We start from the raw sequence: 23001 nt of genomic DNA, 5'->3' as shown, positions 1-23001 counted from the left end.
CATCCGCCGGGGTTGCCGCGGCGGCCGCGGCCGGCGGCGGTGGCGACGCGCCCGCGCCGGACTGCGCCTGCGGCGGCAAGGGCCAGGGCGCATCGCCCGCCGGCCCCAGCGCCGCCAGCCCCGGGGCGGGGCCTTCCGCACAGGCCCAAGGCGGCGACGCCCCCAAGGGCCTGGACGGGCAGGTGCAGGCCGAGGAAACCTTCTACGCGGTGCGCAATAAACCCAAGGAGTTCTTCAAGGAGCAGGTCGGCAGCACGGGCGGTGACGTCGAAACCTCGCTGCGCAACAAGGTGCGCAGCGTCTACCAGGCTTTCGAAGGCGGCTGGGCCGGCACGGTGGACGAGGCCGGCGTGGTGGGCGCGCTGCGGGGCCTGAGCGCCTACAAGGGCCGCGCACTGGAGGAGGTGATGTACGGGCGCTCGCTGCCCGGCCACATCCTGGACGTGGACCTGCGCCGCGCCCTGGGCCCCAAGAGCGGCGAGTACGGCGCCGCGCGCGCCTACCTCGGCGGCGACCACCTGGCCGGCGCGCGTTTCGAATTGCGCGACTCGGTGGGCATCTTCAACGACGACGAGGCCCGCATCGAGGCCGTGCTGCGCGCGCTGCCGCCGGACGAGCTCAAGGCGCTGGGCCAGGACGCGTCGCTGCGCCGCGACGTGGGCGAGGCCCTGGGCGGCACCGACCGGCAGGTGTTCGACGCGCTGCTGCAGGGCGACCACGCCCTGGCCGACGCCTGGCGCATGCGCGACGCGGTGGACGAGGCGCGGCGCGACGGCAAGCCGGTGGCGGCCCTCATCGAGCGCTACACGGGCGCGCCGGACGAGGGCGACTGGCGCGCCACGCAGGAGATGACGGGTGAGGCGCGGCGCGCGGCGGTGGTGCAGGCGCTGGGCGGCATCGTGGCCGACGCCGACGTGGCCTACGCCGCGGGCAGCGGCGGCGTGGCGGCCATGAGCGCCACCGACCGCGCCGTGGCCTGGGTCACGCGCGACATCCAGGTGCAGGTGGGCGGCGGCGACATGCCGCCACAGACCGTGACGCTGCGCGTGGAAGGCGCGCAGCGCGACCTGGCCGTGGCGCTGCTGCGCCATGGCGCCAACAGCACCGAGGCGCGCGTGGCCCGCCTGGGGGTGGAGCTGCAAAGGGGCGGCGAGCCGCCGGACCCGCTGCAGATGGACCGCGCGCTCTACGACGAGCGCTTCATGCCTGACCGGCCGGGCGCCACGCAGGAGGAACGCGAGGCCAACGAGGCCGCGCGCCGCGCGGCGCGGCTGGACCGCCAGCGCCTGCTGCTGCTGGCCGCGCAGGCCTACACGCCCGGCGCCGCCGGCGGCGCGGGTGCCGGCGCGGCGCTGGACCCGCAGGCCGTCATGAAGCCCGGCTTCCAGCCGGACCAGGCCCAGGTGCAGGCCAGCCAGGACGCGCTGGTGCAGCGCATGAACGAGCGCTTCGGCAGCGACAGCGTGGGCGCGTCGCTCGCGCGCGGGCTGCTCACCGAGGAGCGCCCAAGCGCCGACACCGTGGCGCTGGCCATGCGCCACGCCACGCTGGAGCGCAGCGGCACCAACGAGGAGCTGCTGTTCCGCTTCACCGAGCGCATGACGCGCGACGAGATCGCCGACATGCGCAAGGCCTTCCGGCGCCAGACCGGCCAGGAGCTGGACGCCGTGCTCGGCACCTTCCAGGGGGGCGACGTGCTGCCCGAGCTGTCGGGCGACGACCGGCTGCGCATGGAGCGCGCCCTGCGCGGCGTGGCCCGCACCGACCAGGAGCGGCTGGAGGCCGCCGCCTTCGCGCTGCAGCAGCAGCGCCGCGAGGCCGGCGGCCTGGGCGCTTTCCTGGCTGAAGGCACGATGGCCGACCAGGCCATGGGCGCCTACGAGCAGCAGGTGCGGTTGCTGGCCGGCGGGCCGGTGGCCTTCAACGCCCGCGGCGAGCTGATCGGCAGGCTGCCCAACTTCGACGCCACCACCGGCGCCTACACCGGCCGGGACCAGGACAACTTCGCCGGCGTGGTGAACACGGCGCAGTCGGTGGCCGAGTCGTACTCGGCGCGCATAGACGCCTTTGCCGACGTGGCGACCACGGGCATCGCCATCCTGGGCGCGGTGGCCGCCGCCGTGATCACGGTGGCCACGGGCGGCGCGGCCGCGCCGCTGATCGCCGCGGCGGTGATGGCGGGGCTGGCCTCCATGAGCGCCAACTACGCCCTCAAGGGCGGGCGCTACGGCTGGGAGCAGGCGGCCGTGGACCTGGGCATGACGGCGGTGCAGGCGGTCACGGCCGGCGTGGGCGCGCAGTTGGGCGCGGCGGCGCAGGTGGCTTCCAAGGGCGCGGCGGCGGCGGGCACGGCCAGCCGCACGCTGCTGAGCCTCTCGCGCATGTTCACGGGCAACCCCGTCGTGGACCAGATCGTCATCGGCGCGCTCACGGGCTCGCTGGGCGGCCTGAGCGGCGCGGCCTTCGACGAGCGCACCTGGAGCAACTGGGATAAGGGCGGCGCCGACGCGGTGGGCGCGCTGTTCACCGGGCTGATACGCGGTGCGCTGGCCGGCGGCGCCACGGCGACGCTGAGCCAGTCGGTGGAGGCGCTGGGCCGCAACGGCGCGGCCATCGCCGAGCGCGCCCGCGCCCTGGCCGCGCAGGGCGGCGTGCTGCGCACCGTGGTGGGCACGGCCGGGCGCGGCGTGGGCGCGCTGGGCCAGGGGCTGGACAAGGCGCTCAACGCCTCCGCGGGCGGCGGCTTCGGCAGCACGGTGTCGGCCGTGGCGCGGCGCAGCCTGGCGCGCGGGGCCCTTTCCAGCCTGGGGGCCGTGGGCGGACGCGGCGCGGAGCTGGCGGTGGACAGCGCCAGCGGCCATTTCAAGGGCGATGCCGGCGACGCGCTGCTGCAAATGGGCCAGGCCGGGCTGCACGCCTTCATCCAGGGCCTGGGCGAGGGCGGCGGCGAGGCCTTCGGCCAGGCGCGGCACGGGCGGGCGCTGGCGCAGTTGAGCGACGCCATTGCCGCCGAGCGCGCCAGCCAGGGTTTACAGCCCCTGTTGCCGCACGACCTGGAGGCCGCCGCCGCCGACCTCATGCACATGAACCACGTGAGCGAGGGCGACGCGGTGAGCCGCGAAATCAACCTGCAGCACGTGGCCGAACAAGGCGGCCTGCACCCCGCGGCGGGCGCCGAGGGCCAGGCCGCCCCACACCCGGCCGGTGCGGGCGAGGGCGCCACCCCGCCGCGCGCTGCCGCCACCGAACCCACGCCGGCCGAGGCCGCCACGCCCGCACGCCCGGCCCAAGCCGACACCGAAGGCGCCGCCGCCCGGGCGCACGAGGACAACGCCCCGCGCCGCCCGGCCGCCGAGGAAGCCAGCACAGCCGAACCCCGCGCCGCCACCCGCGCTGCCGGCGAGGGGGCGTCCGCCGCGCCGCGTACCAACGGCGCGGACGCCGAGGCCGAACAGGCGGCGCTGGCCGCCGTCCAGGCCCTGGCCGCGGCCGGCGGCCCGCCGCGCCACGGCGGCGAGGGCGAGGGCGAGGGCGAGGGCGACGGCGGCGGCCCGCGCCACGGCGGTGGCGGCGGTGGCGAGGACAGCGACCGCCTCTTCCCCAACTTGCGCAAAGAGGAGATCGACGCCGCCTTCGCCGCCGCCGAGGCCGGCCCGCTGGTGCGCGTGGAAGGCCACCAGCCCGGCGCCGACGCGCGCCCGCTGCGGGCGGGCGAGGCGGGCGAACCCTCGCTGCCCCAGCGCCAGCGCGCCGGTGCGCTGCACGAGGAAGCGCAGCGCACGCAGGCCCAGGCCGAGGAGCGGCTGGCGCGCGCCGTGCAGCGCGACGCCGAGGCCGACCTCGCCGACAGCCACAACCCGCGCCGCGCCCGCAGGCTGCGCCAGGAAGCCAACGAGCTACTGGCCGAAGCCGCGGCGCTGGAAACGCAGGCCGGGCGGCTGCGCGCCGAGGCCGAGGCCTTCGCCAGCGGCCGCCGCTCCGCCACCGCCGACCTGCCCGGCCCCGAGGACGTGGACGCCCTGTTCGCCCGCCTGGAGGCCGAGGGCCCGGGCCTGGTGCAGGTGCCGCTGTCCGACGTGGAGCGCAACCCCGCGCTGCTGCCGCGGCTGCTGCGCCCCCTGCTGGAAGGCGAAGGCGGGGGCCGCCTGGTGTTCCGCGTGGAAAGCGAGCGCAGCCGCAAGCTGGTGCGGGTGGACGCGCAGGGCAACGTCACGGTGGAAGGCGGCGCCTCGGCGCACTTGAACTTCGGCTCCTTCGAGCGCGCGGTGGAGTTCGTCCTCAACAACAGCGAGGGCCAGGCGCGCATCTTCTCCTTCGAAGTGGACGAGGCCTGGGTGCGCGCCGTGCGCTCGGCCGGCATGCCGGAGCACGGCACGGGCGATCTGCATGGCCAGCCCCGCGTGGTGGACGTGCGCTTCGCCGACGACCAGCTCGAAATCCCCGCGCCGCTCATCGGCGAGCTCAACCGCTTCATCGTCCCGGGCAGCGGCCGGGTGCACGAGATCCCGCGGCCCGGCGCGCCCTCCGGCGGCAGCGGCGGCCAGGGCGGCGGGGGCGATGGCGGGCCCGCGCCGTCGGCAGGGCCTGCGCCGGCCACGGCGGAGGAAGCGCATGCGGCGCGGCTGCTGCGCGGCGAGGGCGAGGCGGATGCCGCGCCCCCGGCCCGGCCAGCCGGCGCCGACGAGGCAACCGCCCCAGCGCGCTCCAGTCCTGCGGCCGAAGCGGCCGCGCCGCGTGCGACGGAAACCGGGCCCTCCACCACGGCGGCGGCCGTGCCGGGCAGCGATTTCCACGGCGAGGGCAAGGCGGGCGTGGTCACCCGCGGCCGCAACGCGGCCAGCGCCACGCCCGAGGCGCTGCAGCGGCTGCAGGGGCCGGGCGGGCAGTTCCAAGGCCTGCTGCGGCCGGGCAAGCGCGACCCCTCCAAGCTGCTGCTGTCCCGGCACGGCGGCGGCGAGCTGGAAGTGGAGGTGCGGGTGGGCACGGTCGCGCGCGCCAGCGGCGACCGCGACGGCCCGCTGCCCGTGGCCTCCTACGTGAAGAACGGCGAGCGGGTGGTGATCACCGTGTCCGACAAGGCCTCGCCCGCGCAGGTGCAGCGCGCGCTGGCGCACGAGTTGGGCGAGCTGCGCTTCGTCAGCCACGACCGCAGCGACCTGCTCCAGCCCGGCGTGCATCCGGACACGCTGCCCGCCGCCGCCAAGGGCGCGCTCTCGCGCCACGACCGCGGCCGCATGGCCGAGGTGGAACACCTGGCGCGCGAGATCGACGCCGCGCGCGCCCGCGGCGACCACCGCGCCGCGGCGCAGTTGCAGGACGAGGCCGGGCGCCTGGTGGCCCACATGGGCCTGGTGCACGGCGGCGAGGCGGCCGACGCGCGGCGCGCGCTGGCGCTGTCGGCGCTGGAGCCCGGCTCGGCCGGCCAGCGCCTGCTGGGCGACATGGTGCAGGCCGCGCGCGTGAACCCCTTGCTGGAAGCGCCCCTGGGCAGCCTGGACGACCTCTCGCTGCTGGCGCGGCAGTCGGCCTACCAGCAGGGCCTGGGCCTGGGCGACCAGCGCCAGGTGCGCGCGGCCGCCGCCCGCGTGGTGGAGGAGGGTTTGGTGCGCGGCGGCGGCCGCAGCGTGGACGCGGAAGCCCTCGCCCAAGCGCGCGAGCGGCTGCCGGACGAGGCCTCGCGCGCGCTGCTTGACCGCGCCGTGGAGCACGCCCGCCTCAACGGCCGCGACGTGGAGCGCGACCTGGCCCAGGCCGCCACGGCGCGCCCCGATCCGCTGCAGCAGGAGCTGGCGCGCCAGCGCTTTGGCGACCACCCCAACTTCCAGGACTTCGCCGAGTTCAAGGCCCGCTACCTCAAGACCCACCCGTCGCTGGACGGCGGCGACGCCGCCTTGCAGCAGCGGCTGTTCCAGGTGTGGGCCGGCGGCGCCTTCGTCACCGCCCAGGGCGGCATACGCGGCATCGCCGTGGGCGCCATCCGCGCCGTGCCCACCGACGTGAACACCCACGGCCTGAGCCTGGCCGGCGACGCGGCGCAGGTGCAGCGGGCCGCCGACCAGGCCCACGCCATGGACACCCTGGAGCGCACGCTGCAGGAGATGGCCGGCAAGGGCAAACCCAGCGGACGCACGCCGGAGCAGATGGCGCAGGACCTCTACGACGCGCGCATCGCCGTGCGCGACCTGGGCGAAGCGCTGGGCGAAAGCGCGGCCGGGCACTTCGCGCAGCAGCACCTCAACCTCAACACGCCGCCGCTGCCGTGCTCGCGCAAGGGCGCGGGCGTGCCGGACCTGGCCTACCGCGCGGCTGACGGGCGTTTGATCCTGATCGAAGCCAAGGGCCCGCAAGCCGGACTCCAATTCCGGCGTACCGCCGACGGCCGGCTGGCCGAGCAGGGCACGCCGCAATACCTGGAGAGCCTGGCGCGCGACATGATGCGGCCCACCAGCCCGGCCGACGTGCAGGCGCTGGGCCATCAGATCCTGGTCGCCCTGCGCACGTCGCCGCCCAACATCGACTACTACGTGGTGCGCCAGCCGCTGGACAAGCAGCAGCGGCCCACGGCGCTGGAGGCGCAGAAGTTCGACTTGGGCAGCGGCCGCGCCACGCCCAACCCGACGACCGCGGCCACCACGGCCTCGCCCGCCACCCTCCCCACGCCCTGACATGCCTGACGCCGTTGAACCTTCTCCCCGCGACGCGGGGCTGTGGCGCGAGCACGCGCGGCTGCTGGCCTGGGCCGGCGAGCTGCGCGAGACCGTGCTGGCCGCGCGCCACGACGACGACGCGGCCCAGCTCCTGGTGGTGGCCGCCGAGCGCGCCGCGCTGGCCTCGCTGGACGGCACGGCCGAGGCCCGCACGCTGGCGTGGGACGCCCTGCGCGAGGGCGCGGCGTGCGGCGCGGCGGCGGCGCTGTGCGCCTCGCGCACCGAGGGCGCGGCGCTGGTGCGCCTAGCCGACGGGCGCTCGCGCGCCTTCGCCGTGGGCGGACACGCCGGCATGAGCGCGCCGCGTTGGGCGCTGGCCCTGGCGCTGGCGAGTTGCTGCGGCGACGGCGAAGCCCAGCGCGTGCTCACCCACCCGCGCGCCGTACTGGCCTGCCAGGAGCCGGCGGAGGTGGCGGACGCGTTCTGGACGCCTTACTGCGTCGCCCTGGCCGCCCTGCTGCGCGGCGAGGCCGCCGCCGCGGGCCTGCTGCGCGACGCGCTGGCCGCGCTGGCGCAGCCGCCGCGCATCGCCGACCCGGCCTTCGTGACGCAGACGCGCGCGCCCGTGCTGCGCCTGGCGCTGTGCCTGGCCGAGGGCGCAGGCGGGGCGTCCCAGGCTTTGGCCGACGCCCTGGCCGCGCACGCGCGCTGGTATGGCGGGGGCCCCGGCCGGGGTGAGCGTCTCGGCCTGCTGGCCTTCGAGCTGGCCGGCCTGTGTGCGCTGGCACGCCGCCAGGGCGTGACGCTGGAGACCGATTCGCCGCTGCTGCTGCCGCTGCTGACGCCACCGCCGGCCGGCGGGGAGGGCGAGGCCGCGGGCCAGGGGCAGGGCCAGCACCACCCGGGCCTGGAATTCGTGTTCGCCCCCCGACGCGTGCTGGGCGACGGCGAGCCGCACTGGTTCCTGGACTTGATGGGTTTTCCACGCGCCGGGCGCCGCCACCAGGTCGGCACGCTGGACGGGGGCGTGCTGGTGGCCGACTACACGGCCGAGGGCGCGCCGGGCCTGCCGCGCTCGCGCGCCCGCTTCGCCCTGCCCGGCGAGGGTTTGCCGCACACCGGCTGGCCGCCCGCGCTCACCGCCGTGCAGTTGCGCGCCCTGCACGCCGCGCTGCTGGAAGCGGCGCGCGGCGCGGACGCCTCCAGCGCCGCCGCGCTGCGCGACGAGGCCACGGACGTCGAGGCCGCCATCGCCCGGCACGGCCAGGCGCCGGGCGGCGACGCAAAGGCCACAGGCGGCAGCCCAACCCCTGCGCAGACCACCGGCGGCAGCGCGCCGGCCCAAGCCGGGGAGGGCGAAGCCGCCGACGCGAACGCACCGCACGGCACCCAGGCCGCGCGCGCCGTGGCGCTGGCGGCAGCGGCGGCCGTGTCGGCACAGTTGCGCCCGCTGCTGGAGGCGTTGGGCCAGGACCGCGACGGGGTGCTGGCCGCGTCGCTGCGCCCGCGCGCGGGCGACTACGCGCTGGCCTTCGCCCCGGCCGTGGCCGACGCCGCGCGCGACGCCTACGAGGCGCTGTGGGCCGAGCCGCCGCGCGTGCGGCTGGCGGTGCCCGGCAGCCGGCTGGTGTGCCACGTGGCGCCCGCGGGCCTGCTGGGTGGCGCCAACGAGCTGTCGCGCTCCTTCCCGGGCGGCTACCGGGGCGTGGCGGCGCTGCTGGACCCGCACCGCGTGTGGGTGGCCTGGAAACTGCTGCCGCCGGGCCAGGACGCCGGCATGGCCTACGACGGCCTGGTGTGGCTGGACGACCACTGGGCCTGGTTCCCCAAGCCTTACCGGGTGCTGGCGCACCTGGCGTCGCCGCCGGCATCCGCCTGACCCACAACCCGACAGGCCGGAGGTGGACGCGATGACTTGCGACGTGAGGGCGATTTGCGCCATAGGCCTGCGCGGCCAGTTGGGCTTACATGGCGTGCTGCCCTGGGAAGGCGAGCGCGGGCGGCCCTTCCGGGAGGACGTGGCGCGCTTTTTCGAGGTCACGCGCGGCCACGTGCTGCTGGCCGGGCCGCGCACCATCGCCAGCGTGCCGGACTTCGCGCTGGCCGAGCGCACCGTGGCCGTCATCCGCAGCGGCGAGCGGCCGGCGGACGTGCTGGCGCGCTACCCCGGACGTGTGGTCTACATCGGCGGCGGCCCGGCCGTGTGGGACGAGTACGCGCCCTTCATCCGCCACTGGGACATCAACCGCCTGCCCTACGACGGCGATGCCGACCGCTGGTTCGAGCCGCGCTGGCTCATTGCCGGCGGCGCCGGGGCGCTGGCCGTCTGAGCCTGCGGGGCAAACGCCCCCTTTGCCCTTTGATTTCTCCCGCCTCCGCGGGGAGCAAACGCCCATGGCCGCACCCGCGGGGCGCGTCTACGGTGGATGGCCTGTCTTTCCAAGGCTTGAAAGCGGCATTCCGGATCTCTGGAGAAGATGCCCGGGGAAGCCGCTTGCACTCACGGGGCGAGAACCATGGCCAAACCGACGCCGGAAACGAAACTGCCCGCGCACGCCCTGCGTGCACTGCGGGCCACCTCCCAGTCCGTGGAGCACAGGCTGGAAACCGACTGGCGATTCCGCCTGTACGTGCTGTTCCTGCGGATTTGCCTGGTCGTGGCCGGCGGCTTCGTGCTGTGGCTGGTGCTGGCGACGATGGAGGCGGCGGATGTCGGCAGCGGCAGGGCGGATGCGTCACTTTCTGACCCCAGCCACGTCGAACGCCGTGGGTGACTAAGGGATTACCGAACTCGAAACTTGATCTCTATACGGCATTGCCGTAGCATCCGCGAAAACCGTTGCCGAGACACCCATATTCCAGAAATACGCCAGTGAAGTTTGGACTGACGCGGAACGCATTGAATTCATCAACTGGATTGCCGGCAATCCCGATGCGGGTGATTTGATTCCCGGCAGTGGCGGATGCCGCAAGGTTCGCTGGGCTTCAAGTGGGAGAGGCAAAAGAGGTGGAGCAAGAGTCATCTACTTCAATGCTGCCACACAAACCATTTGATTATTGATCGTTTACGCCAAGGCAAAGTTTGACAATCCTCCAACAGAGTTTTTGGTGCAATTGAAGCAGGGAGTGGAAAATGCCCACTGAACTGGAGCGGTTTCAGCACGATTTATTGGAGTCCGTCCAGCAAATGAAGCGGGGCGAGGCGGTGCGCATGACTGAGGTGTCCTTATCGGACGCGGCCGAGGCGCGGGCGCGAACGGGTTTGTCGCAGCAGGAATTTGCGGTCCTGCTCGGCGTTTCCGCCCGCACGCTGCAGGATTGGGAGCAGGGCCGGCGCATGCCGACCGGGGCGGCCAGAACGCTGTTGCGCGTGGCCGTGGCGCATCCCGAAGTGCTCAGGGAATTGCGCGATTGAAAGCAAACCGCCTATTCCGTACCTCGTCCTGGCCGAAACTGCAGGCAGCCATTTCATGGCTATAAAAACGCTGTGCGCCAGGAGCGCGCAGACGTCGCATGGCACCTGCAAAACGGGCAGGCAAAGGGTACGTGGCGCAGCGTGCACTTCGTGAAATTTTTCACATCCGCAGAAGCAGACAGGCAGCGCCGGGGTGGACGATGCAAGTGGCTTGAATTCTGTCGCGCAGGGCCGCAGCCTATGATCAACCACCGTATTTCCCCACCGCGCCGCCACGATGTCACAAGCGCGGCGCCGGGCCCGTGACCCGGGCCCCTTTTCACAAAATGCTGGACACCGACCTCGCCCGCCTGATTTCGCCCCTGCTGGGACAGCACTTCGGCGAAGCGCGTGACTGCATCAGCATGTTTCCCTCGCACGCGTTGGCCAAACTGCGCACCTGCGCCCACTATATGTGCGCCTGCCTGGCCGAAGACACGCCCGCGCAGCGCCCGCTCACCGGCAGCCTGGACCGCAAAATCTATTTGCTGCTCCAGAACGGCATCATCACGGCCGAGACGGAAAATCACCTGCAGATTTTGCGCATCAACGGCAACAAGGGCGTGCACCCGGAGCAATTCAACCTGGAATGGCCCCAGCTCACCGAGTTGGCCACGCAATCCCTGGATGCCGCCCACGCGCTGCTGCTGGAGTGCCACAAAAAGCAGTTTCCCGAGGCCGACGCGCCCACGCTGGACGATGCGGCCGACACCCCCGCCAATCTCAAGGAGCTGATTTTCCAGGCCACCATAGAGCGCCGTCCGGATGCACAGCACCTGGCCGGCAAAATACTGCTCTCGCGCATGGACACGGCCCGCGACGGCACGGTGGACAACTGGACGCAGTATTTTGAAAACCAGGCGGTCTGGAATTCCTACCGCGAACAGGCTGCCCTGTGGCTCAAGCAGGCCGCGGCCGAATCGCACATTCCCTCCATGTACGAGTATGGCCTGATGCTGATTGCCGGCCATGAGGGCGACGCCAAGATCGGCACGGGCGAAATCTACATCCACCAGGCGGCCGGGCAGGGCCATGCCGACGCCAACAATGTGCTGGCCAATTTTTACCTGCACGGCTCGCGCAGCTTCGAGCGTGACCTGCGCGAGGCCAGAAAATACTTTGAAATTGCCGCCGCGGAAGATCACCCCTCGGCCCTGGCCCAATTGGGTGCCCTGTACGAAAAGGGTTTAGGCGGGCCGGCGGATTCCGCCGCCGCTTTCGAATGCACGCGCAAATCGGCCGAGGCCGGATTTCCACAGGGACAATACAACCTGTTCATTTACCTGTGGAACCAGGCGGGCGGGCAAGAGCGTGCCGCGGCCCTGGGCTGGCTGGAAAAATCCGCAGCCCAATCCTTTCCGCAAGCCATGCTGATGCTGGCGCATCTGACGGCCACCGGCCAGCTGCCCCAGCATGCCGTGGAAACGGCGGAACCCTGGTACGAGCGCTGCCTGGGTTTCGAGCAGACGGCCAATATCGCCTGCCTGGAATTGGCGCAGTTGTACCAGACCCTGGGCCTGGACACGCCGCGCCTGCTGCGCGCCGTCTTGTTGTTGCAGCAGTGCTATGAAAAGGAAAATGGCGAAACGGCACTGGCCCTGGAATGCCGCGAAATGGCCCCCCCTTTGGTGGCCCGCCTGCGCGACAGCATTGCCGAATTTGCCCACGACAACGATTTATTGCTGTCCGCGATTCGTGCCAGCAACCGCTTCGACCCTCACGGCCATCCCTACTTGAACAGTGCGGACCGGGACAGGCTGTTGGCCAACAAGGTCAAGGAATTTCCGGAGCTGCCCACGCGGGCAGCCCGCCACAGGAAACAGCTCCAGGACTTTTTATCCGGCATCAAATTGCCGGCGCGGTCTTTCAAAAGCCGCAACCAGGGCACCCGTGGGGAATTGGCGCCACGCAAGCCTGGGCGCAACGAGAAATGCCTGTGCAATTCGGGGATGAAATTCAAGAATTGCTGTGGACGGTGAGGATATCGAGCACCGGCTGGCGGCGGACACGGCAACTCCCTCCTGGCTCTTCAGGACAAGCAAGCCTGCCCGTGCCATGCGCAGCGACGTGAGCGCGCCGGCCACCATGAAGGAAAAGTACCGGGTTTCGGCCAAGCCTTAAGTAGTGGCCGCGATGTGAGGAAGGATGCGATCGGCTACCATTGCTGCACTGCAGCATGCCGCTGTCGCAGCACCCACGAGGCGTTGAGGCGCGGGTCTGCCCATGAGGCACCACACACTCAACCCGCATCCACCATGAACATTGAGCCGTCTGCCGTGTACGGCAACCAGGGACCGCCGGCCGAGTACGTCTCGGCCATGGCCGACATCGAGGAGCGCGCCGGACGTGGCGAGCTTTCGCTGGCGCAGGCCAAGCGGGAAATCTTCGCGCTGCGCGAGCGCTTCAATGCCGAGGCGTCGCTCGTGACGCAGTGGGCCGCGCGCACGATGTGAAGCCGCGCACCGGGCGAGGGCGCAGGGCGTCCCCCGGGCATCGCGGCGGCTGACTTCAGCCCGCCGCCTGCGGTGGAGGCGGCATCACCAGCTCCACCGCTTCCACCAGCCGCCGCGGCGTGGCGCTGACGTGCAGCACCTGCCGCAGCGGGTGGCGCGACAGCAGCGATTGCACGTGCTCGGCCGCGTCGTCGGGCAGGCACGCGATGGCGCAGGTGAACGCCTCCGGCGGCAGGGCCGCGTCGTTGGGGCCCACCTCCACGATCACCGATTCGTAGCCGGCCTCGGCCAGCGCCGCCTTGTACTGGCGTGCCAGCGGCGGCTCGTAGCCCGCCAGCAGCACGGCCTCGCCCAGGGGCAGCGGCGCGTCGCCGTTGCTGCCCGCCGTCGGGCCGGCCAGCGGCTGCACCACCTGCGCCACGCGGGGCGCCGCGGCGTAGGCGCCGGCCAGGCCGCCGGCATACGGCACCGTGCAGGCGTCGCGGGCGCGTGCCGCGGCCTGCGCGCGCTGCAGCGCCTGCGCGCCGGCCTCGCCGTCGCCGAAAGCGTCGCGCAGCGACTGCCGCACCTCCTGCACCGCCAGCGCGCCGCGCAGCGCCTCGCTGATGGCCGGCGCCACCAGCGTGTAGAGCTGCGCGCGCAGCGCCACCTGGAACTCGCCACTGCGCACGATGGCCGTGGCCACCTGGCCCACCACGCCCTGCAGCTCGCTGGCCGGCAGCGCGGCCAGGGCCTGTTCGACCTCATGGCCCAAGGCGGCTGCGGCGGATCGCGCAGGGCCGTCGGCACCGGCCTGCGGCGCCCCGCCGTGGCCAGGCCCGTCAGCGGGCCAGGGCACGCGCGTGCCGGCCTGCGCCGGCTCGCGGCGTGCCTCGTTGGCGCCGCGGCGCGAGCGCGCCTTGCCGCGCCCGCCACGCGCCGCGCCGGACGGCGCGGGCGGCGCCGGTTCCAGGTCGCCAAACAGGTCCAGGGTCAGGCCCCGTCCCTGGTCGTCTCCATGCTCCTTGCTGCCCATGTCCGTACTGCCGTGATGCCGTTGGCCCGCCTGCGAGACGAAGACTGTACGTTCATACAGTTCCGTGTGCCGGATGGCGGGCGAGTGACCTTGCCGCGGGCTGCGGCAAGCGGCGCGCCATGGGCCTTGCAGAAGGCCTGTCTGCAGGCCGGATGCAGGCCGCGGTTCGGCCCGCAAGCGGGTCTCCTGCAGGCACAGAACCGTCGCCTCCTGGCGCGGGGCGGCAGCGGCCCTGGGGGTGGGCTTACTTCAGCCACCCCCGCAGCACCTGCAGCTTGTCCAGCGGCGGGTCCACGGGAATCTGGCTGGGCGACAGCGCCGTGCGCACGGCCAGGCCCGGGCGCGACGTGTCGCGCAGCCGCGGCTCGGCCATGACCATGCCCTCGGCGTTGACCAGTGCAGCCACCAGCGGCTGGTTGGCCCGCTCGCCGCGCGCCAGCACGATGCCGCGCTCGTTGCTGGCCAGCGCCACGAAGCAGCCCGGCGGGTACAGGCCGACCGCCTTGAGCATGAGCGCGCCCAAGGGGTCCGGCCGCCCGTCCGCTCCCAGGCAGGCCTGCTGCGCCGCGGCCGTGGCCGACAGCGGCTCGCGGCCGATGCGGCGGCTGAGCATGGCGCTGTAGCGGTCCACGCGGCGCAGCAGCGACGCGGCGGCCTGGCCCGCGTCCAGCGCCTCCAGGGGCTGTCCGGCCAGCGCGTCGTCATGGTGCAGCCGCACGGCAGACAGCCAGTGCTCATCGGTCACGCCGCTGGCGCGCAGCAGCCGCTCGCCATCGGCGGGGTGGCTGGCAATGAGGGCGCGCTGCTGCGGGTCGTCTATGCCGCCGACCTGGCGCGCGAGCTGGTCGTGCAGCCGCCAGGCGGCGGCGTTCATGGTCAGCGCGGCATGGTCCAGCAACAGCCGGCGCTCCTCGTCCCAGCCCAGCGCCTGCGCCGCCTCGCCGGCCATGAGCATGCAGCGCAGCGCCTGGCGGCTGCTGTGGTGCGAGACGCGGCTGCCGCCGGTGTAGATGAGGTGGAACAGCGCCTCGTCCATGCGCCGCGCCACCATCGTGCGGCACTGGGCGCGCAGCGCCTGCATGCGGCCAATCCACGGCTTGGCGGCGTCCGCGCCCTGCAGCACCTTGTCCAGCGCCAGCACCATGGCCTCCCACTCCTCGCCGGGCTGGCGCGGAATCTCCGCGCGCACCATGTCCGGCCGCACCTGCGCCAGTTGCTTGAGCGGCGCGTTGTCGTTGAGCAGGCCCTGCACGGCCTGCGCCATGCCGCGGCGCCAGGCGTTGTAGTCGGTCGCCTGGGCGAACAGCGAGCGCTGCTGCCCAAGCCGGGCTCGCACGCGCGCGTCGCCCAAGGGGGCATGGGGCGGCAACAACATGCGCCCGTCCTCGGCATACACGCCAAAGGGCAGGAACGGTTGGGACTGCAGCACCTCGGCGGATAAGGGGATCAGCTTCACAACGCAGGGCGGGGCGGCACGCGGGCCGCCGCGGATAAAACTATCCCGCAGCCATCGGCTGTTTGAGGCTCGGCTTGAGCCCCGCGGCGCACGGGCCGCACCGCCGCAGCGCGACTTTGTAGGCGCCGCGGCCCGCTGCGCCCCCTTGCGCCACTGCTTCGCCACACCGGCCCGCGAACGATGCGCCGGCAACGGCATGCGAAATCGTGCCCGCCGCCACGGCCCTTCTCAGGCCTTCACAGGTCTTCGCAGCCGCCGCCACGGCAGCATCCGGTTACAGGAGTTGACGTTGCCGCCACCAACAACCCCATGGGCCAGGCCTGTTGAAACTCCCGGCGTGGTCCGTGCAGGAATTCACAGTTGGGCCAAGCTTGCGCCGCCGCGGCGCGGCCCAATCGGACCGGTTCTCCCCGTTGTTCCATCCCCGCGGTGCGCCCAGGGCGGCTGCCGGTGGCCCACAGTCCTCGCGCGCGTCTCACGCGCGTGAGGCTTCGCCGGCCGCCCGGCGCGCTCGCCCAAGCCGGTGCCGCCGCGGCCGCCAGGGCCGTTTCGCACCATGACTGCCAGCTCTCTCGCCTTCCCCGTGGCCTGGCGCAGCCGCCGCAGGCTGCCGGCGCGCGTGGAGGCCATACGGGACTTGCGCGGCTCGGTGGAGCGCTGCGCGCAGCACGCGGGGCTGGACGGCGATGCGCTGGGGCTGTTCGTGGTGGCCTGCGTGGAGGCTTTCACCAACGTCGTGCGCCACGGCCGCGGCCGGCCCGCCGGCGCGCCCATAGAGCTGCTCATCAGCGCCGAGCGCGACGCGCTGGTGGTGGAGCTGGTGCACGCGGGCGAGGCCTTCGACGCGCCGCAGCGCACGCCGCCCGTGGAGCTTGCCCACTACCCCGAGGGCGGCCTGGGCCTGTTCATCATGCAGGCCGCGGCGGACCGGGTGGAGCACGAGCACGCCGGCGGCCTCAACACCGTGCGCCTCACCCACTGGCCCGCGCCCCGGCACGCCTGAAAACCTGCGCGCCGCCCAGGCGGTCGCCGCGCGCTGGCGCGCAGCGCACGCCATGCCCGTCCGGCGAACGTGTTTTCACTTCCATCACCTTTGCAAGCACCGCTGCCATTGCAATGCGTGAATTCGTGACAACTTCTTGCAATTGCTGCACCTCGTCCCATGTCTTTGCGTGTGATCCATTTGCTGGACGACGGCCGGCTCGAAGGCGGCGGGCGCCGGGCGCTGGCCGCGCTGCAGGCCGTCAGCAGCCTGTGCCCCGAGCTGCTGGGCGTGGTGATGGCGCCGCCCGGCGCGGTGCACGAGGCGGCGCGGGCCCTGGGCTTTCGCAGCGTGGTGCTGGGCTCGCGGCCACAGATGGTGGCGGCGCTGCTGCGCGAGCTCTGGCGCGACCGGCACAGCGCCGTGCTGGCCAACGGCGCGCAGCACTCGCTGTGGGCCGCGGCGCTGCGCGCGCTGCTGCGCGGGCGCGGCGCGCAGTGGCACGTGGTGCAGGACGGCAGTGACGGGCCTGGCGGCTTGGGCGCCGCCCGGCTGCTGGCGCGGCTTGGGCTGCGCTTCGTGGCGCCCTCCACCTTCGTGCGCCGCCGCCTGGAGGCGCAGGGCGTGCCCTGGGAGCGCGTGGAAGTCATCGCCGATTTCCTGCCCGCGGCACCGGTGGCCGAGCGCGAGCTCTTCACCGGCGCCGGGCTGCGCCGCGTGGTGATGCTCACCGCGCTGGAGCACGCCGACCGGGTCGATCTGCTGCTGGACGCGCTGGAGCGCCAGGGCGCGCTGCGCGGCCTGCGCTTTGACATCTACGGCGAGGGTGCCGAGGCGGCGGCGCTGCGCGAGCGCGCGCAGCGCCACCCCAACGTCAACTTCCACGGCGCCCGCGGCGACGCGGCGCAGGCGCTGGCGCAGGCCGACTTGCTGCTGCACACCGGGCCGCGCGACGGCGCGGGCCGCAGGGTGCTGCAGGCCTTCGCCGCGGGCGTGCCCGTGCTGGTGCCCAACAGCGGCGCCGCGGGCGACATGGTGGTGCCCGGGCGCAACGGCTGGCACTTCACGGCCAACGACGCCACGGCGCTGTCGCTGCGGCTGCAACAACTCATGGGCGCCACGGCCGGCGAGCTCAACGCCATGGCCGAGGGCGGGCGCCGCACGCTGCGCCGCGAGCTCAACGCGCAGCGCCAGGGCGCGCGTTGGGCGGCGCTGCTGGGCGCGCGGCCCAAGGCCACGCAGCCCGCGCCGCTGCTGGCCGCCGCTTCGGACACGGGCGCGGCCGGATGATGGTGCGCTTCCTGCTGCTGGCCGCGCTGCGGCCGCTGGCGGCCCTGGCGCGGGCGCTGCGCCCGCTGACCGGGCTGTGGGCGCAGGCCCGGCTGTCGGCCGCGCTCATGGAGCCGGTGCCGGCGTCCTCCCGGGTGCTTGGGCGCGTGGAGCTGCGCGGCACGCGGCGCGTGACGCTGGGCCGGCGGCTGCGCCTGCACGCGGGCCAGTACTGGGAGACCCGCGGCGCGGGCACGATTTACCTGGGCGACGGCGTGGTGCTGGGCCGCGGCGTGCACCTGGTGGCCCATGCCGGCGTGTACGTGGGCGCGGGCACCGTCATCGGCGAATACGCCAGCGTGCTGGACACCAACCGCTTTTGCAGCGGCGCCGCGCGGCAGCCGCAGGGCACCCGGGTGTCGCCCGTGGTCATAGGCCGCGGCGTGCACATAGGCCGCGGCGCGGCCGTGCTGCCGGGCGTGACCATAGGCGACGGCGCCGTGGTGGGCGCCAACGCGGTGGTGACGCGCGACGTGCCCGCCGGCACCGTGTTCGGCGGCGTGCCCGCGCAGCCGCTGCACCGGCGCCCCGCGCAGGCCTGAAGGGCCCGCGCAACGCCACCAGACGTGCGTGCGGCGTGCATTTGTCACGCCGCAGTCACACCGCACGCCACCGGCGCGAACGGGATCGCGCCGCCGCATGGGAAAACCCCGTATTCCTGAATATCCATCGGCGTTCAACCCCATACCGCCGCCCCGGCCATGGACCTGCCGACCCAGCACATTCCCATACGGGAAGTTTCAATGCCCGCCGACACGCAACGCCTCAAGGCGCTCATCCTTGAATATGTCGCCTGGCTGGACATGGATTTGTCCTACCGCGGTTTCGACGCCGAGATGGAAAATTTCGAAACCCTGTACACCTTGCCCAGCGGCACCTTTTTCCTGGCCGAGCACGGCGGCCGGGCCGTGGGCTGCGCCGGGCTGCTGCGCCGCGGCGACGGGGTGGCCGAGCTCAAGCGGGTGTTCGTCCAGCCGGCCTTGCGCGGCAGGCACTTGGGCGAAAAACTGGTGGATGCGGTGGTGCGGCGCGCACGTGCCCTGGGCTTCAGGCGCCTGGTGCTGGACGCCGTGCCGCCAACCACCCACGCGCAGCAGCTTTACCTGCGCATGGGGTTCACGCCCACGCCGCCGTATTACCCAGACCCGGTGGCGGGCACGAAATTCTTCGAATTACTCCTGGACTGACCATTCTCCGGGTGGGGCGGCCCGGCATATTTCACAATCAAGCCACAAATCCCCGGATTCACGCCCGGCGGACGGGGTTAATGGGCTGGATTAATGCACCGTCCGGCCTTTTGCATTCCTGCCACAACACCTTGGTGGGGCTGGCCTGTAATTGCTGCAGACCATTTGAATTGCGCCGAATCAGCGCCTCTGCCGCCATGACACCCATTGCCCTGTTCCCGAGCGCAACCCCTGGATTCGTTCCCGCCGGCGCTTCGGCCGGCGTCGTCGGCCCGGCCGCCAGCCGCGGCTGCGGCGGGGAGGGCAGGGCGGCGGCGCGGCTGGCCATCGTGGTGCCCGCGCGCGATGCCGGCTCGCTGCACCGCACGCTGCGCGGCCTGGCCATGGAAACCGCGTGGGACGCGCACTGCACCGTGCTGGTGGCCACGGGCGATGGCGCCGCCGCGGCGCTGGCCGGCAAGGCGGACGCGCAGTTGCTGCCCGTCGGCCAGGGCAGCGACGGGGCTGGGATGACGCTGGAGGCCGTGCTGCGCCGCGCCGCGCAGGCGCAGCCCGCGGCCGATTGGGTGGTGGTGGTGCAGGGCGGCAGCGACGTGGCGCCGGGCTTCGTGGAAGGCCTGCGCCTGGCCATCGCCGACGCGCGCGACGGTGCCGACGCCCTGCAATGCCGCCAGGGCCGGCGCGGCGCCACGGCGCTGCCCGCGGCGGCCCGCCCGCGCCTGGGGCTCAACGGCTTTGCGCTGTCGCGCGCGGCGCTGCAGCGCTTCGTGAGCCACGGGGCGCAGGCCTGCGCCGGCTGGCGCGTGCGCGGCGTGGACGGCGCGCTGCTGCTGGACGACGGCGCGCACCACGCGGCGGGCGCCCCCTGGGAGGCCCCCGCGCCGCTGCGCGCCTTGCGCGCGCTGCTGGCGGCCACGGGACACGCCGCCTGAAGAACAAGCGGCGCACCGCGCCCGCGCAGGGAGCCATGAAGCGACTTTCCGTGCTGGTGGTGGCGCACGACGCGGCGCCGCTGCTTGGGCGCTTCCTGGGCGCGCTGGCACCGGAGATCGCGGCGCTGGACGCGGAAGTGGTGCTGGTGGACAACGCCTCGCGGGACGGCACGGCCGATCTGGTGAAGCTGCGCCACCCCTGGGTGCGGCTGGTGCGCAGCGGCACGCACCTGGGTTGGGCCGGCGGCGTCAACCTCGCGGCCAGCCACGCGCACGGCCGCACGCTGGCGCTGCTGCGCCAGGACGTGCTGGTGGAGCGCGGCGCGCTGGAGCGCGGGTTGCGGGCCGTGGAGCGCGACCCGCTCATCGGCCTGGCCAGCGGCACGTTGCTGGACGGCCAGGGCGTGCCCGCCATCGGCGCCTGCCCAAGGACGCAGGCGGCGCCGGAGCGCTTTGCCCGCTCCGGCCTGGCGGGCGCGGTGCCGTGCAGCTGGCCTTGCGGGGCCCGTGGCGGCGCCGTGCCGCCGGATCGGCCCGCAGGCCCAACGCAGCGGGTGTGCGGCGCCTTCGCCTTCATGCCGCGCGACCTGTTCGACGCGTTGGGTGGACTGGATCCGCGCTTTTTCCACGCCTACGAGACGCAGGACTTTTGCCGGCGCCTGCGCGCCCTGGGCCTGCGCGTGCAGCACCTGTGCGACGTGCGCGCGCGCTGCGTGCCGGCGCCGCAGGACGGCAGCGCCTCACCCAAGCCGCCCCCCGCGCTGTGGTGCGAGCGCAGCGCGCTGCTGTACCGGCGCAAGCACGGCGGCTGGCTGGCCGCGTGGCTGGACAACCGGCTGCAGCGGCTGGGCCACGCGCTGCGGGGCCGGCTGGCCGCCTGGCGCGGCCAGGCCGAGCTGGCGCGCGCCGAGACCCGGCAAGGCGCGCTGCTGGCGCAGGCGTGGTGCGAGACGCTGGGCGGACGCCTCTCGCCGCCCCAGCCCTGGTGAGCGCAGGGCGCCGCGGCGTCCCAATGGGCGGTTTCGCGCAACGGGTTTAAGCCGCCCGGCCGCTGCGGCGCGGGCAGCATGGGCGCCTTGCAATGCAGGGAGCGCGTGATGCGAGAGCGGGCGGGACAGGGCGCATGAAGCTGACGGACATGGACGACCAGGAGCGCGCAGCGCTGCAGGCGCTGCACCGGCGCCTGGGCCGCGCGCACCTGCAACTGCGGCTGGGCCTGGAGGACGAGGCCGAGCGCCAAGGGCTGCCGCCGCTGGCGCAGCGGCTGCAGCCCGGCTATTGGCTGCAGCACCCGCGGCTGCTGCACACGGCGCTCAAGCTGCTGGGCCTGCGCGAGCGGGCGCGGCGCAACACGCTGCGCATCCAGTTGCGCCGGCGCGTGGTGGCGCTGCCGCGGCTGCCCGCAGCCTTCGACGGCTTCACGCTGCTGCACCTGAGCGACCTGCACCTGGACGTGGGCGCGGCGTTCCAGCAGGCGCTCATCGAACGCGTGCGCGGCGTGGCGCACGACGCCTGCGTGATCACGGGCGACTTCCGCTACCGCACCAGCGGGCCCGTGGAAGAGGCACTGGGTGCGCTGGCCGCGCTGCGTCCGCACCTGGGGGACGAGGTGCTGGCCGTGCTGGGCAACCACGACTCCATACGCATGGTTCCGGCCATGGAGGCGCTTGGGCTGCGCGTGCTGCTCAACGAGTCGGTGGCGCTGCGCCGCGGCGCAGCGGCGCTGTTCGTGGCCGGCATCGACGACGCGCACCACTTCCAGGCCCACAACCTGCACAAGGCGGTGGAGCACATCCCGGCCGACGGCTGCGCGCTGCTGCTGTCGCACGCGCCGGAGCCCTACCGGCAGGCGGCGCACTGCGGGTTCGACCTGATGCTGTGCGGCCACACCCACGGCGGGCAGTTGTGCCTGCCCGGCGGCATTCCCGTGCTCACCTGCTCCGGCGCGCCGCGCGCCCTGGCCCGCGGCGCCTGGCGCCACGGCGCCATGCAGGGCTACACGTCGGTGGGCTGCGGCTCCTCGGTGCTGGACGTGCGGCTGAACTGCCTGCCCGAGATCACGGTGCACACGCTGGTGCGCGGCTGAGGCGCGCCGCTTGCCCGGCGTTGGGCCAGGGGCCGCTTGTCGCGCCGCCGCGCCGTGCGGCGGGCCCGGCCCGCGCCAAGCCCGCAGCATGAAAACGCCCGCTTCCGGCACGGCCGCCAAGCCGTCCCAACCCACCACCCGGGCCCAGACCCCGGCCGACACCCCGTCCACCACTGCGGCCGGCACCCGCGGCGTGCCGCCCAACGAAGGCACGGCCGGAGCACCCGCGGCCTTTGACGTGGACGAGGTGCTGCGCCGCATCGAAGCGGCGGTGCAACCCTTCCCCAAGGCGGCGCTGTTCGAGCTGGCGCAGGAGGGGTTCGACAGCGCCTTCGAGCAGCTCATGGCCTGCATCGTCTCCATCCGCACGCGCGACGAGACGACGCTGGTGGCGGCGCGGCGGCTGTTTGCCCTGGCGCGCACGCCGGCGGCGGTGGCGGCGCTGGAGGTGCGGGCGCTGGACGAGGCCATCGCCGACAGCACCTACCACGAGGCCAAGGCGTGGCAGATGCACGCCATCGCCCGCACGGTGGTGGAGGAGCACGGCGGCGAGCTGCCCTGCGACGAGGCGGTGCTGCTGGGCTTTCGCGGCGTTGGGCCCAAGTGCGCCAACCTCGTGCTGGGCATCGCGTGCGGGCAGCCGCGCATCGGGGTGGACATCCACGTGCACCGCATCACCAACCGCTGGGGCTACGTGCATGCGCGCACGCCGGAGCTGTCGCTGGCGGTGCTGCAGCGCGAGCTGCCGCGGCGCTGGTGGGTGGACATCAACCGGCTGCTCGTGCCCTTCGGCAAGCACGTGTGCACGCCCGCGCTGCCGCGCTGCTCGACCTGCCCGGTGCGGGACCTGTGCGCCAGGGTGGGGGTCACGAAGCACCGGTAGGGAGGCAGGCGCGCCCGGCCCGCGCACACGGCTGTCCGGGACGCCGCATCCCGTGAGCCCAGGCGTTTCGCTCCCTACGCCGTCATGCCTGCGGAAGCGGGCATCCACAAGCGCCGGGGTAGAACCTTCGAACCGCATCGCCCAGGGTCGGCTTCGGCGTGCCGGCACCCTGACTGGCGTAGGTGCCCGCTTTCACGGGTATGACCAATGAAGGTGCGCGGCGCCCCGGCTGCGCGGCCGACAGGAAAAAGACCAGCCGGCTGACGCATCTCGTGAGCCCGCGTGCTTCGCTCTCTACTTCGTCATCCCCGCGCAGGCGGGGACCCAGGCGGCCCCCAAGCCGGCCGTGAGCCGAGGTGTGGGAACCACGCCGGCCTCCCTGCAACCAAGGCGTCTTGCCTTCCAGCCTGTCATGTCCGCGAAAGCGGGCATTCACGAACGTTCAGGTGGGACCTTCGAACGGCATCGCCCAAGGCCAACGCCAGCGCGCCGGCACCCGGCAGGCGTGGATACCCGCTTTCGCGCAGTGCTGTCCGGGGAAAACGTAACGGTCGCCGCACAGCGCTGTAGGCCGAAG

17 protein-coding genes and 1 pseudogene are annotated in these 23001 nt (G+C 73.4%); 16 read left to right on the top strand and 2 right to left on the bottom strand.

All coding sequences use genetic code 11. The features are described 5' to 3' along the window. From ALA01S_RS34095 to ALA01S_RS24550, 8 genes and pseudogenes are all read left to right on the top strand, one after another. On the top strand, positions 1–6665 hold a 6665-nt coding region (locus ALA01S_RS34095), incomplete at its 5' end, for a hypothetical protein (protein ID WP_218011525.1). A gap of 1 nt (position 6666) precedes the next feature. Further along, the gene (locus ALA01S_RS24575) at positions 6667–8526 is read left to right on the top strand and encodes an Imm49 family immunity protein (RefSeq protein ID WP_066341953.1); all 1860 of its coding nucleotides are present in this window, start codon (positions 6667–6669) and stop codon (positions 8524–8526) included. A gap of 43 nt (positions 8527–8569) precedes the next feature. Beyond that, positions 8570–8977 (top strand): dihydrofolate reductase, encoded by a 408-nt coding sequence (locus ALA01S_RS24570; protein WP_218011524.1) that lies wholly within the window; start codon positions 8570–8572, stop codon positions 8975–8977. Between the two features lie 186 nt (positions 8978–9163). Continuing rightward, positions 9164–9421: a hypothetical protein gene (locus tag ALA01S_RS24565; RefSeq protein WP_157119253.1), complete on the top strand. Its 258-nt coding sequence runs from the start codon at positions 9164–9166 to the stop codon at positions 9419–9421. A gap of 359 nt (positions 9422–9780) precedes the next feature. Continuing rightward, positions 9781–10062: a helix-turn-helix domain-containing protein gene (locus ALA01S_RS24560; RefSeq protein ID WP_066341950.1), complete on the top strand. Its 282-nt coding sequence runs from the start codon at positions 9781–9783 to the stop codon at positions 10060–10062. A gap of 326 nt (positions 10063–10388) precedes the next feature. Continuing rightward, a pseudogene (locus tag ALA01S_RS35500) lies at positions 10389–10688 on the top strand (DUF4145 domain-containing protein); the annotation flags it as partial. Positions 10689–10904: 216 nt separating this feature from the next. After that, the gene (locus tag ALA01S_RS24555; protein ID WP_238455931.1) at positions 10905–12080 is read left to right on the top strand and encodes a tetratricopeptide repeat protein; all 1176 of its coding nucleotides are present in this window, start codon (positions 10905–10907) and stop codon (positions 12078–12080) included. Between the two features lie 276 nt (positions 12081–12356). Next, the gene (locus ALA01S_RS24550) at positions 12357–12554 is read left to right on the top strand and encodes a hypothetical protein (RefSeq protein WP_066341948.1); all 198 of its coding nucleotides are present in this window, start codon (positions 12357–12359) and stop codon (positions 12552–12554) included. Positions 12555–12609: 55 nt separating this feature from the next. On the opposite strand, the gene ALA01S_RS24545 is transcribed toward ALA01S_RS24550, so the two are convergent. Together ALA01S_RS24545 and ALA01S_RS24540 are read right to left on the bottom strand one after the other, a co-directional pair. Further along, positions 12610–13569 (bottom strand): hypothetical protein, encoded by a 960-nt coding sequence (locus ALA01S_RS24545; RefSeq protein WP_066341947.1) that lies wholly within the window; start codon positions 13567–13569, stop codon positions 12610–12612. 244 nt (positions 13570–13813) lie between these two features. After that, on the bottom strand, positions 13814–15025 hold the full coding sequence (locus ALA01S_RS24540; protein ID WP_066341946.1) for an HD-GYP domain-containing protein: 1212 nt from the start codon (positions 15023–15025) through the stop codon (positions 13814–13816). Positions 15026–15581: 556 nt separating this feature from the next. On the opposite strand from ALA01S_RS24540, the gene ALA01S_RS24535 reads away from it, so the two are divergent. From ALA01S_RS24535 to ALA01S_RS24500, 8 genes are all read left to right on the top strand, one after another. Next, positions 15582–16028, top strand: coding sequence for an ATP-binding protein (locus ALA01S_RS24535; RefSeq protein WP_084267903.1), 447 nt, complete (start codon positions 15582–15584; stop codon positions 16026–16028). 159 nt (positions 16029–16187) lie between these two features. After that, positions 16188–17297, top strand: a complete 1110-nt coding sequence (locus ALA01S_RS24530; protein ID WP_157119251.1) for a glycosyltransferase — start codon at positions 16188–16190, stop codon at positions 17295–17297. Beyond that, entirely contained in the window at positions 17294–17878 is a 585-nt protein-coding gene (locus ALA01S_RS35370) for an acyltransferase (RefSeq protein ID WP_066341943.1), read from the top strand. The genes ALA01S_RS24530 and ALA01S_RS35370 overlap by 4 nt, the downstream gene beginning before the upstream one ends. A gap of 159 nt (positions 17879–18037) precedes the next feature. Further along, positions 18038–18523, top strand: coding sequence for a GNAT family N-acetyltransferase (locus ALA01S_RS24520; protein ID WP_066341942.1), 486 nt, complete (start codon positions 18038–18040; stop codon positions 18521–18523). Between the two features lie 197 nt (positions 18524–18720). Next, on the top strand, positions 18721–19455 hold the full coding sequence (locus tag ALA01S_RS33455) for a hypothetical protein (RefSeq protein WP_066341941.1): 735 nt from the start codon (positions 18721–18723) through the stop codon (positions 19453–19455). Positions 19456–19490: 35 nt separating this feature from the next. Next, positions 19491–20444 carry a glycosyltransferase family 2 protein gene (locus tag ALA01S_RS24510; RefSeq protein ID WP_157119250.1) on the top strand — a complete coding sequence of 318 codons (954 nt, stop codon included), beginning with the start codon at positions 19491–19493 and terminating at the stop codon, positions 20442–20444. Between the two features lie 134 nt (positions 20445–20578). Beyond that, positions 20579–21541, top strand: a complete 963-nt coding sequence (locus tag ALA01S_RS24505; protein WP_066341939.1) for a metallophosphoesterase — start codon at positions 20579–20581, stop codon at positions 21539–21541. An 88-nt stretch (positions 21542–21629) separates the two neighbouring features. After that, on the top strand, positions 21630–22424 hold the full coding sequence (locus ALA01S_RS24500) for an endonuclease III domain-containing protein (RefSeq protein WP_084267901.1): 795 nt from the start codon (positions 21630–21632) through the stop codon (positions 22422–22424). Positions 22425–23001: the final 577 nt, after the last annotated feature.

The sequence above is a fragment of the Azohydromonas lata NBRC 102462 genome (assembly GCF_001571085.1).
GTDB lineage: Bacteria > Pseudomonadota > Gammaproteobacteria > Burkholderiales > Burkholderiaceae_C > Azohydromonas > Azohydromonas lata.
Note: the sequence above shows the minus strand (reverse complement) of the source record. Positions and strands in the feature narration are given on the sequence as shown.